At 70.6% G+C, this 13,919-nt stretch carries 10 protein-coding genes; 3 read left to right on the top strand and 7 right to left on the bottom strand.

What is annotated here, in order from left to right; genetic code table 11:
- Position 1: 1 nt before the first annotated feature.
- From UA75_RS23550 to UA75_RS23535, 4 genes are all read right to left on the bottom strand, one after another.
- Complete coding sequence (locus UA75_RS23550) at positions 2-430, bottom strand: roadblock/LC7 domain-containing protein (RefSeq protein WP_075744125.1); 429 nt, start codon at positions 428-430, stop codon at positions 2-4.
- Positions 431-462: 32 nt separating this feature from the next.
- A complete protein-coding gene (locus UA75_RS23545) occupies positions 463-3,156 on the bottom strand; it encodes a nitrate- and nitrite sensing domain-containing protein (RefSeq protein ID WP_075742122.1) in 2,694 nt (897 codons plus the stop codon).
- Positions 3,157-3,760: 604 nt separating this feature from the next.
- Entirely contained in the window at positions 3,761-4,780 is a 1,020-nt protein-coding gene (locus tag UA75_RS23540) for an aldo/keto reductase (protein WP_075744124.1), read from the bottom strand.
- Positions 4,781-4,966: 186 nt separating this feature from the next.
- Positions 4,967-5,923, bottom strand: coding sequence for an aldo/keto reductase (locus UA75_RS23535; protein WP_075742121.1), 957 nt, complete (start codon positions 5,921-5,923; stop codon positions 4,967-4,969).
- Positions 5,924-6,282: 359 nt separating this feature from the next.
- Between UA75_RS23535 and UA75_RS23530 the strand changes: the two genes are divergently transcribed.
- The 3 genes from UA75_RS23530 (at position 6,283) to UA75_RS34090 (ending at position 10,427) form a co-directional block, all read left to right on the top strand.
- A complete protein-coding gene (locus UA75_RS23530) occupies positions 6,283-7,287 on the top strand; it encodes a hypothetical protein (RefSeq protein WP_157434391.1) in 1,005 nt (334 codons plus the stop codon).
- A gap of 342 nt (positions 7,288-7,629) precedes the next feature.
- A complete protein-coding gene (locus UA75_RS23525; protein ID WP_198042829.1) occupies positions 7,630-8,061 on the top strand; it encodes an effector-associated constant component EACC1 in 432 nt (143 codons plus the stop codon).
- On the top strand, positions 8,061-10,427 hold the full coding sequence (locus UA75_RS34090) for a caspase family protein (protein WP_075742118.1): 2,367 nt from the start codon (positions 8,061-8,063) through the stop codon (positions 10,425-10,427). The genes UA75_RS23525 and UA75_RS34090 overlap by 1 nt, the downstream gene beginning before the upstream one ends.
- A 223-nt stretch (positions 10,428-10,650) precedes the next feature.
- Here UA75_RS34090 and UA75_RS23515 read toward each other — a convergent pair whose 3' ends face one another.
- Genes UA75_RS23515 through UA75_RS23505 form a run of 3 tightly spaced genes read right to left on the bottom strand, consistent with a single transcriptional unit; the run spans position 10,651 to position 13,836 of the window.
- Complete coding sequence (locus UA75_RS23515; protein WP_075742117.1) at positions 10,651-11,550, bottom strand: carbohydrate ABC transporter permease; 900 nt, start codon at positions 11,548-11,550, stop codon at positions 10,651-10,653.
- Positions 11,547-12,491 carry a carbohydrate ABC transporter permease gene (locus UA75_RS23510; RefSeq protein WP_075742116.1) on the bottom strand — a complete coding sequence of 315 codons (945 nt, stop codon included), beginning with the start codon at positions 12,489-12,491 and terminating at the stop codon, positions 11,547-11,549. Before UA75_RS23510 ends, UA75_RS23515 begins: the two co-directional genes overlap by 4 nt.
- A 13-nt stretch (positions 12,492-12,504) precedes the next feature.
- Positions 12,505-13,836: an ABC transporter substrate-binding protein gene (locus UA75_RS23505; protein ID WP_075742115.1), complete on the bottom strand. Its 1,332-nt coding sequence runs from the start codon at positions 13,834-13,836 to the stop codon at positions 12,505-12,507.
- Positions 13,837-13,919: the final 83 nt, after the last annotated feature.

The raw sequence follows: 13,919 nt of genomic DNA, 5'->3' as shown, positions 1-13,919 counted from the left end.
ATCACGGCGTCGGGTCAGGCTGTAGATCCTCCAGGGCGTCCCGGCGTGGACTTGCCGTGAGATTCGTGCCGACCTGCTGCACCATCACGTTCATCTCGTAGGCCACCATGCCCATGTCCGCCGTGTCGGCGGCGAGCAGGGCGAGGCAGGCGCCGTCGCCCGCAGCGGTCACGACCAGGTAGGCCCGGTCGAGTTCGATCACGGTCTGCCGAACCTGGCCCTTGTCGAAGTGGCTGCCCACTCCGCGCGCCAGGCTCTGGAAGGCCGAGGCCATCGCCGAGAGATGCTCGCCGTCCTCGCGCGACAGGTTCTGCGAGCGGCCGATGAGCAGTCCGTCCGCGGACAGCACCACCGCCTGCTCGGCACCCACCAACCGCTTGACCAGGTCGTCCAGCAGCCAGTCCAGATCGTTCGTCTCGGGTTTGACCATCGTGTCCTCGTCCGCTTTCTTCATCGGCCCGTTCACAGATCGGGGTTGGTCGGGTTGTCTCGGCCCTCTTTGCTGCCTCGGACGAACGCCGACATCGCGGCGCGCGCCTCCTCAGGGGACCGAGCGGGGCGCACGTCGGTCGGGCCTGCCGGGCCTGGGGATCGGATCTCGCCGGTCAGCTGCGGGGCGAGGTTGCGCTGCCTGCGCCGTCGGGGCAGGGGGGCTCGGGTGTCCGTCGCCGACGGGGGTGTCCCCGTGGACGGTTTGCGCACCGGCAGCGCGGCACCCGGCTCCTCCCGGCGCGGCGTGGGAGAGTGGCTCGGCGGAGTCGGCTTCTCGGACGACATGTCCTCCTCGGGCCAGTGCACGGCCGCTGTCGAGACCTCGCCCTGCTCGGCCGAGGACGTTGCTGGGACAGGCCGGTCGGTCGAGGCCTGTGGGGACCCGGACTCCTTTGTACTCGCCGAGCCGTTCCGCGTGGCGGACTCGGCGGGCCGTCCGCTCACCGCCGCGCCCTCGTCCGCAGCGGAGGGGGCGGCCGCCGTTCCGTCGGTCGCCGGAGTCGACGCCGAACGCGCTCGGCCTCCCTCGCCGTCGCCGGCGGCCTCACGAGTCGTCGTGGCGTCGCCTGTCCCCGCCTCGCCGGGGGCATCCGCAGCAGGAACGACGGCTGCCGGGGAGACGATGGTGTCGGCGTCGCCTGGTTCGTAACGGGGACGCTGGTCGAGTCCCTGCCGGGGCAGTCCGCCCGGCAGCACGCGGCGCCGGGGCAACTCGCCGCGCTGATCCGCCTTCTCGTCCGTCCGCTTCGCCATCAGCGTGGCAGGCAGCAGCACGATCGCGTGGACTCCGCCGTACGCGGACTCCGCGAGGGTCACGGTCACGCCGTGTCGATGCGCCAGCTGGGCCACCACGAACAGACCCAGACGCATCCGTTCGGACAACGTCATGACCTCGAAGTTCGGCGGATCGTGCAGCGTGGCGTTGAGCCGCTCGCGTTCCTCCTCTGGAATGCCGAGGCCCTGGTCCTCGACCTCGACCACGACGCCCTTGCCGACGAGGTTGCCCCGCACCTCCACCCGCGAGTCCGGCGGGGAGAAGGACGTGGCGTTGTCCACCAGCTCGGCGAGCAGGTGGATGAGGTCGGCCACCACGCTGCCCTCCATCGGCACGTCGGGCAGCCGCAGCGCGTGCACCCGCGCGTAGCCCTCGGTCTCCGAGACGGCACTGCGGACGATCTCGTCCAGCGGCACCGGATTCCGCCAGCGGCGTCCCGGTCGCTCGCCGCCGAGGATCACCAGGTTCTCGGCGTTGCGGCGGGCGCGCGTCGCCAGGTGGTCGAGCTTGAACAGCAGCTCCAGGTGTCGGGGGTCTTCCTGCCTGCTCTCGGCCTCGTCGAGCACCTCGAGCTGACGACGTACCACGACCTGGCTGCGGTGGGCGATGTTGAGGAACACCGCGTTCATCCCGGTACGGGTCTTGGCCTCCTGGACGGCGGCCGCGACGGCGGCCCGCTGCGCGGAGTCGAAGGCCTCGGCGACCTCGCCGATCTCGTCCGAACTCGGGTCGGTCGGCGGGAGATCGGTCTCCGGCGAGATCTCCTCGCCCTTGCGCACCCGTTCCATCACCGCGGGGAGCCGGACCTCGGCGGACTTCAGCGTCTCGTCCCGCAGCCGGTGCAGTCGACTGATCAGCCGGTTGGACATCCGCGCGGCCACCAGCATGGCGGCGATGGCGGCGGCGAGCACGACCACGCCCGCGATCAGCGAGTTCACGAAGGTGCGCTCACTGCTGGCGCTGGCGAGTTCTTGTGCGTGTCGATGCTGTCCGATCCAGATGTCCAGCAGCGACTCGGACACCGTGCGGGCGGACTCCTGCCAGGCGTCGATGTTCAGCGGCAGGCCTGCATCCTGCGGGTCCGTCGCGAACGCGCCACGGTCGATGATCGCGTTCTCCACGGAGGTCAGCCTGTTCCACGGCTCGCTCGCGAGCAGTTCGGAGTGCGCGGCCCGGCCCTCCGGGGTCAACGTGGGCAGCACCTGGTCGATGCCGACGTGGTACGCGTCGACCTGCCTGCGGTACTCCTGGCTGTCCAGGACGGACATCCCGCCGGAGGCGACACCGCCGACGCCGAGGGCGTTCGATCGCGACATTCCCTCGAGGAGGTCGAAGAGGTCGGCGGCGGTCGCCTTCGCGCTGGCCGCCTCGGGGGCGCGCGCCGTCTGCGCGATGCCGTCCAGCACGAGTCCGCTGATGCCGATCAGCTGGTTGTAGAAGGCGTAGGCCTCGCGCTGGGGAAGCGATCCGTCGTCGACGCCCTGGCGGATGGCGGGCAACTGCTCCAGCGACTCGTTGTACCGCTCGCTGGCGGCGCCGATCGCCTCCGGGTTCGCCCGAATGAGACGTGCTTCCAGTTCGGGTCGCTCGGTGAGGACGTCGTCGACCTGCCTGCGCTGCCGTTCGAGACTGCTGAAGTCGTCGTCGCCCGCCAGTCGCAGCAGGCTGAGTCTTCGCTCCTCTTCCAACGTGGTGATGAAGCGCAGCTCCGGTTCGATCGACTCTTCGACGAGGTTCGACCACTGACGCTCGGAGTTGCCTTGGACCAGCAGGTAACCTGCGGCGCTGAATCCCAGGACGAGCAGTGCGATGCTGGGAATGAGGGCGATCGTCAGAACTCGAGACCGGATCGTTCGGCCTCTGCCCAGCCAGGTCGGAATTCGCGTCATTGATCAACTCCGGCTGCGCTTCGTTGGACGGCTACGGACCCGGGGGAGCGTGGTCACTCGCCCGTGGCCACCTCACCCGGCTGCCCATTCTGCATTACGCCGCAAGGGTGAACACCAGTAACCAGGTGAAGTGGTTGGCTTTGTCCGGTCGAACTGGACCCATGGCGGGGACCGGTGCATTCTCGGCGCCTCACACCGCGAGGAAATCGGTCCCTTGTGGACTTGCATACCCTCTTCCACGTCTAGTAAAGGGCTGGGCCCGTTCCCCGCCTGCGCACTGTCGCCGCCGGTCGGAGGGCTGTGGACCCTCCACGGCAGACCTGCGCTGCTGCTCGGCCTCCCGTCAGTGCAGCCAGGATGATCTACTCCTCGGCCGCCGATCCGCCGACTGCATCCCCGTTCTGTCACCGGGGCATCAGCGGCGTCCAGTACACAGTGGAGGGATGCGGCACGCCGAGACGAACACGAAGGAATGACAACCTTCTCGCGCGACGAGCGCGATAGCTCCGATCATTCGCTCGGGTGATCGCATCGCGAACCTCGGGAGGGCACACCCCGCCGCCGCGCGGTAGCCGAGGCCTGCCCGGCCGCCCGCCGGACCTGCTCAGCGGGGGAACTCCGTGAGTCGGTCGAGCTCCTCGGGGGTCAGCGTCACGTCGACGGACGACAGGAGCAGATCGAGCTGATCTCGGGTGCGGGCGCTCGCCACCGGGGCGACGACGCCGGGCTGCGCCCGAACCCAGGCCAGCGCCACTGCCCCGAGGGCGACGCCGCGGTCCCGTGCGACGGCGGCCAGCTCCTTGACCGCCGCTTCTCCTCGCAGGCTCGCCCGCCGATAGGCCCGAGCGACCAGGGCGTTCGCGCTCACGCCGTCGAATCGCGGATCACTGATCCGGAAACCGAGCGACAGGAGAGGTTCGTAGGGCAGCACCGCCAGCCCGTGTCGGGCGACCTTCTCGGCGAGAGCATCTTCATAATCCCTGCGTCGGACGAGGCTGTACCCGGGCGGCTGCACCGCGACATAGGCGGCCAGGCCGTCCCGTTCGGCGGCCGCCATCGACTCCGCGAGCCGCTCGGCCTCGATGAAGGCGGCACCGATCTGGCGTACCTTGCCTGCACGGACGAGCCGGTCCAGCGCGCCGAGGAGTTCCTCGACGGAAACACGCCGGTCCTCGGCCTTCTCGGCCTCCTCCGGGTCAGCGGTGACGTCCTCGGTATAGAGCAGGTCCAGGTGATCGGCCCGCAGCCTGCGCAGCGAGGCCTCGACCGAGGTGCGGACGGCGGCGGCGGAGAGCCCGTCGCCGTCGCGGAGGCCGTCGCCGCCGGGGAGGCCGCCGACCTTCGTCGTGAGGACGATCTCGCCCCGACGCCTGCGGGCCTGCCGCCATCGTCCGATGACCGTCTCGGATTCGCCGCCCACGATGCCGCCTGCGCTGCCGTGCCGGACGCGGGTGTCCACCATGGTGCCGCCGGAGCCGACGAAGGCGTCGAGCAGCGCGAAGGACTCCGCTTCGTCCAGACGCTCGAGGGCGGCTCCGCCGAGGGCGAGGGGGACCTCCCGCAGTGTCGTCGCACAGTGGAGGCCGTTGCCGCCGGGCCGGGAGCCCGTCGAGTCCTTGAGCATGACTCTCCTGACGTCCGCCTGCATCCGGCGGTTCCGGCACAGGACTCGTCGTGCCAGGCCCGCCCGGCCCCGGTGTCCGCCGAGCGGCCGCGAGACTCCCGGCGCGCTGCGGGGTGCACCGTCGAAGCGGGCGCGCGGACCGCACCCGGTCTCGGCGGCAGGGCCGTCGGCCCGGCGCGGCCTCGGTCAGTCGCTCGCCGCCGTGAGCAGCGAGACCTCGTCGGAGTCCAGGACCAGCGACACCGAGTCGAGCAGTGTCGCAAGCTGCGCGACGGTGCGGGCGCTGACCACCGGGGCGGCCACCGTGCGCTGCGCCCGCAGCCAGGCCAGCGCCACGGCCGTCACCGAGACCGCCCGCTTCTCGGCCACCGTGTCCAGGGCGGCCAGTACCTGCTGCCCCCGCGCCGAGACCAGGTGCTCGCCCGCCCCGCCGCTGCGCGGGCTGTCCACCTCGACCCCGGGCCGGTACTTGCCGGTCAGGAAGCCTGCGGCCAGGGCGTAGTAGGGCAGCGCGGCGAGGCCGTGTCGGGCGGCGCTGTCGGCCAGCGAGCCCTCGTAGGTGTCCCGGGAGACGAGGTTGTAGTGCGGCTGAATCGCCACGTAGCGGGCGAGCCCGTCGCGGTCCGAGGCGAGCAGCGCCTCCTCCAACCGCTCCGCGCTGATGTTGGACGCCGCGATGTGGCGCACCTTGCCCTCCCGGACGAGGGCGTCCAGCTCACCGAGGAACTCTTCGACCGGCACGGACGGATCGTCGAAGTGGGTGTAGAGCAGATCGACGTGGTCGGTCGCCAGCCTGCGCAGCGAGGCCTCGGCAGCTTTGCGGATCGCCCCGGCGGACAGCCCGGTGGCGTCGGGATGGCCGCCGACCTTCGTCGCCACCACGACCTCGTCCCGGTTGCCCCTGGCCGTCATCCACCGGCCGATGATCTCCTCGGACACCCCGCCGGGATTGCCCGGCGCCCACATCGAGTAGACGTCTGCGGTGTCGACGAAGTCGCCGCCCGCCGCCGCGTAGGCATCGAGGATCTCGAAGGACTGCTGCTCGTCGGCGGTCCAGCCGAAGACGTTCCCACCCAGGTTGAGGGGGAACACGGTGAGGTCGGAGTTGGCGAGCTGGATTCTGCTTTCCGCCGGGGAGGTCATCTTTCGCCCAACCTGTCCCGGACCGGTGGTATTCCAGGCCTGCCGCCCCCTCGCGGGCGGCGACGGTCCTGCCACCGCCGCCCCTTCGAGGTCGCCGCCTGCGGCCGGGCCCGTTTCCCGGCACGACACCGGGAGGACGTCGCCGAGGCGGTCGGTGTGGACCAGGCCGACTTCGCGGCTGTTCGATCACGCCCGCCGACGCCTCACCCGGCTGCGACCATGATCCCCGAGATGGCGTCTTGCTCGCCGCCGCCCGCGCAGCCAAGGTGATCTCTCGCGGCGGAGATCTACTCTCGCGAGGCGGATTCTTCCCCGCCGAGGCGGGCGGCTCTCTCGCCGGTCGGGCGAACAGTGAGGTGATGCGAGTGAACCGGGGCGACTGGCCGGTGGTGGTGACCGACCGCTGCGCGCACAGCTGCGCGGAGGCGATGGGCTTCGCCGACCAGGACGAGGCCAGGGCCTGGCTGCACGAGCAGATCCGCGCCAGGGGAGCCGTCACCGATCGGCTGCCCGCCGCCGTGGCGGGCCGACGCAGCCGATCCGGCTACTTCGTGGTCATCGAGGACGAGGTGCTGCTGCCGCTGGCCGAGGACCGCGACGGCGCCGCGCAGTGGATCGCGACCAACTGCGTGATCTTTCCCAGCCGACGCGGCTCCTCGGCGGCGCCGCTGTCGTTGTCCGGGAGACGCCTACTGGCGGAGATCGAACTGCTGCCGCACGCGGTCGAGCGGTTCCAGCAGTACTGCGGCGGATCAGCCGATCCGGCGGCGGCGCGTCGGGAGCTGTACGAGGTCCTCGCCCCGACCGCCCGCGCGACCAGCAGACCGCCGCGCTGGTCGGGCACCCGGCACGCCGATTTCTACCTGGTGGCGGGCGTCGAGGGCGAGTACGTGCTGCCGTGTCGGATCGGCGGAGGTCGACGGCCCTTCGACGCCACCACCTGCATCCATCGCTCCAGGGACCTGTTCGAACTCTCGGGTGACCGGCTGCTCGCGAGGTGTGGGCTCGGCGCGGACGCGGTTCCCGCCCGCAGCGCGGGCCGGGCACTGATCGAACGGGGCGGTGCGTGTCACGCGCGGCTGGCCTGGCATCGGCCGTCCTGGGCACCTGCGCGTTCGGAGGCCCGTTGGTGGCTGGTGCTGGCGCCTCGGCTGGCGGTCCCGGTGGCCTGGCGGCCGGAGCGGCGGAGTCGGCCCTTGATCGCGCTCGGCCTGATCGACCGGCGTCCCGTGCTGGTTCGGCTGCTCGACCGGCTGCGGGGTCTTGCTCGTCGCCGAACCTCGGCACCGAAGCGGCCGGGCGCCTCGCGAGGGCGCGGGAGTACGGGCGGACGTCCGTCTCGAACTCCCGCCCGGAGACGCTAGCGCCGTCGAGGTCCCGTCGACCGTGATGGTCGTCGTCGGTCTCGGTCCGGGCCTCGGAATCGGCCCGCTCATCGGCGCGGCACTGCGGGACGTCCCGCTGCTGGTCCCGGTAGTTCGGAATCACGACCGCCCGGGCCGTCAGCGGAAAGACGGACCGGTGTCGCCCGGAGCGAATCCCCGCCGGTACGTCGGTCGGCGGGCCGACCGTGCTGCGGCCCGGTATCCGCGCGAGATGCCGTCGAAGGGGTGTGCAGGAGAGCCTCGGCGGTGTAGATCAGTAACCTACGGCTCCCGCACCGACACCGAATGTCAGGCGAGGCGTCGGGGAGGGGAGCGTGGCCGATGGGTGTTGAGGTGGCGATCACGCCGGGGACGAGTCGGTACGACCCCGACGACCAGGGGTGGCACGGTCAGGTCGGGACGCTGTACGCGATGCTGCGCGAGGACGTCGGCGACGTCACGACTCGCGGCACCACGGTGCCTGGCACCAAGGGCGCCCTGGACACCACGCTGATCGCGCTGGCATCTTCTGGCGCGCTGACGGCCGCCGTGGCCTGCTTCCGGTCCTGGCTGACCCGCGACAAGACGCGGACGCTCACACTCACGTGGACCGACGGCTCCGGAGCCGAACAACGAATCAGTGTCGCGGGCGACAACATCGACCGGGTGTCCCTGCAGGCGCTGGTCCGCGCCGTCGGTGAGCGGATCGGCGACCCGAGACCCGACGGCGGCGATCCGGGTCATGCCAGGCAGGTCGACGACGGGGCCGCGTGATGGGGGCCGATCGGCGTTATCGCGCCCTGCTGATCGGCAACGGCGACTTCCCGAACGATCCGCACGGCCTGCCTGCGTTGCACGGCCCGGCGGCGGATGTCGCACTGCTGAGACGCGCCCTTGTGGACGGGGACGGGGCACTGTTCGCGCGGGAGGACGTCCTCGTGCTGCCGGACCGACGGGTGCAGCGGCTGCGGGAGAGCCTGGACGGGTTCTTCGCCTCGGCGGAGCGTGATGACGTCCTGCTGCTGTACTACAGCGGCCACGGCAGGCTCGATCTGGACAATCGGCTGCACCTGTGTGCGAAGGACACCCGCACGGCCAGCCTGCGGGCCACCGCGTTACGGGCCGAGGACGTCAACGAGATGATCAGCTCCTCGCCTGCGCGCAGCACCATCGTGGTGTTGGACTGCTGCCACAGCGGTGCGTTCAAGGGCGCGGACGTCCTGCGGGGGATGGAACCGCTCGCCGGTCCGGGCGGGGTCGGGGGCTCGGCGGGTTCCGGCGGCTGGACTTCGGGGGCTTTCCGCCCGGGCTTCGCAGCGTGGCTGGGCGGGCTCGGGGGACGAGCCGGCGGAGTAGGGGGGCGGACGTCGCGCTCGCCTCGCGGGGCCGATCCCCGTCGGCCCGCGTGGAATCCGACGGGCGCGGCCGACGCCGAGGGCAGTTCGTCGGGCCGGACCCCGCATCGCGGCCGGTACGTGCTGGCGAGCAGCCGGTCGACGCAACTGGCTCAGGACACGACCGAGCCGGGCCGGGCCAGCCCCTTCACCGCCGCGCTGGTGCGCGGGCTGACCGAGGTCGGCCCCGGCGAGGAGCTGACCGTGCCCGACCTCTACCGGCGGGTGCATCGCCGGGTCGGCGCCGGGAGCGGTCCGACGCCGCAGCTGCGGTTCTCCGGCGAGGGGGAGTTGGTGATCGCGCGGCGTCCGGGTCCGCTCGCGTCGGACGCGGCTCAGTCGCCGGATGGTGCCGGACGAGGCGGTGCAGGTCCGTCGGCCGCCCACGCGGCATCCACGCCGTTCGCCGGGACTGCGGCGGCGACCGACGGCGAGCAGGACACCGAACAGTGGCGATGCCGCCGCATCCGGGACAGCGGAATCGACTGCCTGCTGGAGGTGCGCCGGGGACTGCACCGCCACGTCGTCGAATATCGCTCGGCCCCGAAGCATCGCGGGCAGGTGTTCCTGGACGGGCGCCGAATCTATCAGGGGTCCAACCTGGTGGACTGCGAGTTCATCCTGGGCAGGCACGGCTCCCGAGCTCGGTTGGTGGTCGCCGAGACCGACATCCGGCTCGACGTGGACGGACAGGAGGTCTACGGCCTCGGCCGCGCCGCACCCGGCTCGCCCGATCATCTGGAGGAACGGGCGGCGGCGATCCGCGCGAGCCTGCTCGGCCGCTTCGGCGGCATCGTCAAGGAACCGGAGATGCGACTGCGGGTGACACCGAGGCTGCGGCTGTCCGATGTGAACGCGGTCCGGGTCCGGACGAGCCGGTCGGCGCGTGCGGCGGAGATCGCGCCGATCATCGCGGTCATCACCCATCGGTATGCGGGCGACACCACCGAGCACATCTGGTTCACCGATCGGGCGATGCACGTGCGCGGGCAGAACCGAACCCTCGTGGTCCCCTACCCTCGGCTCGCCGAGATGACGGTGTCGTATGGGAAGGCGAGGCTGACCCTCGGTGAAGACGAGGTGTCCTTCCGAGGTCACGAGTCGATGCGGCGTATCGGCGAGGTGATCGACACCGTGCGGGCCGCCGTGGTCTACCAGGACACCGGCCTGGGTGATCCGCCGCCGCTGGCCAGGCACAGCGGCGGGGACGTCCTCGGCGGCGGCACGCGGCAGTACGGGAACTCGGGTCCCGAGTCTCCCCGTGACCCGCAGTCCTGGCTGCTGGCGATGGCGATCGGTCTCGGAGTCGCCCAGGTGTTCTTCGCGTCCGGGTCTCGGGACGTCGAGCTGTTCCACTACGGCGTCGGGCTCGTCTCGGTCCTCGCCGGGCTGCCGTGGCTGATCGCCGCCCCGCTCCTCGCCCGGACTCGTCTCTTCCGGAGCTTCGGCGGCAACCTGACCCTCACTGCCTTGTCTGCCGTCGGCTACGCCGCCGCCTTCAACTGGGTGCCGGTCCTCGGGAACGCCTGGGCCAGGTCCGCCGGCGATGAGGAGATCCCCCTATACGGCTGGCTGATCCGCCTCGGCGACAGCGGCATCGCCATCGGCGGCGTGGACACCGGGGCGCTGGGGGAGTGGCCTCGCGTGTGGGGCACGTTGTTGCTGGCGGCCGTCGCCTTCGCGGTGGCGTGTACCGATCTCATCCTGCTGCACCGCGAACGACGCCGAGCGGAGCGGGAGCGGTAGGTCCGGGGTCCGTGCGGGTTTGCGTCACGAGGACGACGCCCTCCGCCGCAGCCCGAACCGCGTCGGGGACCGTGGGGAGAACTGCGGAAAAATTGCGGGGACGAACCTGACGGCCGGTCGTCGTCGCCGCGAGCCTGTCCGCGCCGGCCGTCGAGTACAACCGTGCGAAAGGCCCGGCACCGCCCACAGCGCCGGGCCTTTCGGTTCCGCACCGGACTCCGGCCTACTTGACCGCGCCCATCGACAGGCCCCTGACGAGCTGCTTCTGCGCGATCCAGCCCGCGAGCACCACCGGCAGGGAGGCCAGCGTGGCCGCCGCCGAGAGCTGCGCCCAGTACAGGCCCTCACTGGTCATGAAGCCCACCAGGAAGACCGGCACGGTGGCCGCGTTGGCCGCCGTCAGGTTCACCGCGAAGAAGAACTCGTTCCAGGAGAAGATCACGCAGATCAATGCCGTCGCCGCGATGCCGGGTGCCACCACGGGAAGCAGCACCCTGCGCAGCGTCTGCGGCAGCGTCGCCCCGTCCACGTGCGCGGCCTCCAGGATCTCGACCGGCACCTCCATCAGGAACGACCGCATCATCCACACCGCGATCGGCAGGTTCATCGCCGTGTAGAGGACGGTCAGCGTCCAGATGTTGTCCGCGATGCCGAAGGTCTGCGTGGTGACGTACAGGGGCACGATCACCGCTGCGGCGGGCAGCATCTTGGTAGAGATGAAGAAGAACAGCACGTCGCTGGTCTTGCGCACCGGGCGGATCGACAGGGCGTAGGCCGCCGGGACCGCCAGGACGATCACCAGCAGCGTCGACGCCGTCGTGGCCCACAGCGAGTTCAGCAGGTAGGGCCCGACGCCGCGCTCGAACACCCCGGCGTACTGCTCCAGGGTCGGCACGAAGAACAAGGTCGGCGGCGACTGGAAGGCCTCGGCCTCGGTCTTGAACCCGGTCAGCACCATCCAGAGCACCGGGAAGAAGAACGCGAGCCCCAACACCCAGGCCAGCGTGGTCAGCAGCACCCCGCGCACCGTGCGACCGGTGCGCGACGGCGGGCCGTCGGAGGAGGACGCCGAACGTGCCGCCGAGCCTGCACGCTGTGGGGACTCACCGGTGATGACGCTCATGCTTCCTCCCTGCCGAAGGTGCGGAAGATCATCCGCAGCGCCACGGTCGCGACGATGATCGTCCCGGCGACCACGACGACGCCGAGTGCGGCGGCCTGACCGACGTCGAAGCCGAGGAACGCCCGCTGGTACAGGTAGAACGGCAGGTTCGTCGTGTCGGTGCCGGGGCCGCCCTGGGTCATCATGTAGATCGTGTCGAAGGTGTTGACCACGTAGATCGAGCCGAGCAGCAGGCCCAGTTCGATGTAGCGGCGCAGGTGCGGGATGGTGATCAGGCGGAACGTCTGCCAGGCCGACGCACCGTCGGTGGCCGAGGCCTCCAGCTGATCCTTGGCCTGGCTCTGCAGCCCGGCCAGCACGAGCAGCATCATGAACGGCGTCCACTGCCAGACCAGCGCCACGATGATCGAGGCCATCGGGAACTGGCTCACCCAGGCCACGCTGTCCACGCCGAAGGGGCTCAGCACGAAGTTCAGCAGGCCGAACAGCGGGTGGAAGATCGTCGTCTCCCACAGCAGCGCGCCCGCGACCGGCATGATCAGGAACGGCGTGATCAGCAGGGTCCGCACTACGCCCCGGCCTCGGAACGGCCGGTCCAGCAGCATCGCGAGTCCGATGCCGAGCAGCATCGCGATGATGACGCAGCCCGCCGTGATCAGCACGGTGTTCAACGCCGCGGTGCGGAAGGTGCTGTCGGTGAACACCGCGACGTAGTTGGCCAGTCCGACGAACTCCTGTGAGCCGGGCCGGACCAGGTTCCAGGACTGGAGGGAGTAGAAGATCGTCAGCAGGAAGGGAAGCTGCGTGACGATGATCGCGAAGATCAACGCGGGCAGCAGCGGAGCCCGCCGGACCCAGCCCTGCTTGCGGGCGGCCGCGCGGCGTTGCGTCGACGTCGGTGGTCTCGGTCCGGTCGCCGTCGTGGCGTCGAGAGTGGTCATCTCGGGACGGCCCTCAATTCTGGTAGGTCTGGCCGACGGTCTCGGCATAGCGCTGCGACTGCTCCAGCGCCTCGTCCACGGTCACCGATCCCGCGATGGCCGCCGAGATCTGCTGACCGACGCGGGTTCCGAGATCCTGGAACTCCGGAATCCGCAGGAACTGCACGCCTTCGTACGGCACCGGCGACACGCTCGGATTGCGCTCGTCGGCGCTGGCCAGCGCGTCCAGCGTCGGCTCCGCGTAGGCCTGGGCCTCCGCCGCGTACTCCGGGATCTCGTAGGTCGACTCGCGGGCGCCCGGCGGCACCCGAGGCCAGCCGAACTCCTCGCCGACCATGCGCTGGTAGTCCTTGTCGGTCATCCAGGACACGAACTCCCAGGCGAGGTCCTTGTTCTCCGAGGTCTCCGGGATCGCCAGCGCCCAGGTGAACAGCCAGCCCGAGGTGTCGGTGTCCACCACGGGAGCGGGGGCGTAGCCGCTCTCGCCGACCACGACGCTGTCATCGGGGTTCTCCACCGAGGCCACCATGGCCGAGGCGTCGTACCACATCGCGGCCTGCCCCTGGCTGTACCGCGTGATGCAGTCGGAGTATCCGCTGGTCGCCGCGCCCGGCTGACCGTGCTCGCGCACCAGGTCCACGTAGAACTGGACGGCCTCGCGCACCTCGGGCGAGGTGAGCTGCGCGTTCCACTCCTCGTCGAACCATCGGCCGCCGAAGGTGTTGATCACCGAGTTGAGCGGCGCCAGGTTCTCGCCCCAGCCCGCCAGGCCGCGCAGACAGATTCCGACACGTCCCTCCTCAGGCGCCTTGAGGATCTCGGCGAACTCCGCGATCTCCTGCCACGTCGGGTTCGCGGGCATCTCCAGCCCGGCCTCCTCGAACAGGTCCGCGCGGTAGGCGAGGAACGAGGACTCGCCGTAGAACGGTACCGAGTACATGTCGTCCTGATAGGACAGTGACTCGCGCACCGTGGGGATGAAGTCGTCGTGGTCGTACTCGGGCGAGGCGTCGATCGAGGGCTGCAGATTGGTCAGCCAGCCGTTCTCCGCCCACATCTTCGTCTCGTAGTTGCTGACCATCACGACGTCGTACTCGCCGCCGCCGGTGGCCACCGAGGCGGTGATCTTGGCTCGCGCCTCGTTCTCGGCCAGGCTGACGAACTCCAGGTCGACGTCGGGAAACTCCTCCTCGAATCGCGGAGAGAGCGCGATGGCGTCCTGCATCTGCGGGTTGGACACGATCGCGACGGTCAGCCTGGTGCGGCCGTCGCCGCCGCCCAGGTCGCCCGCGCCTGCGCAGCCTGCCAGCAGGGTCGTCGCGGTGAGCAGTGCCGCTGTTCTCATTCGGCGGCGGCGGGGGTCTCGCGGTGAACCGGCGGTGGACACCGATGTCCTCCTTCGCGTCAAGGTCTCTCGCGGATGCCTGA

The sequence above is a fragment of the Actinoalloteichus sp. GBA129-24 genome (genome assembly GCF_001941645.1).
GTDB classification, from domain to species: Bacteria; Actinomycetota; Actinomycetes; order Mycobacteriales; family Pseudonocardiaceae; genus Actinoalloteichus_A; species Actinoalloteichus_A fjordicus.
This window is presented reverse-complemented; position numbering and strand designations above follow the sequence as displayed.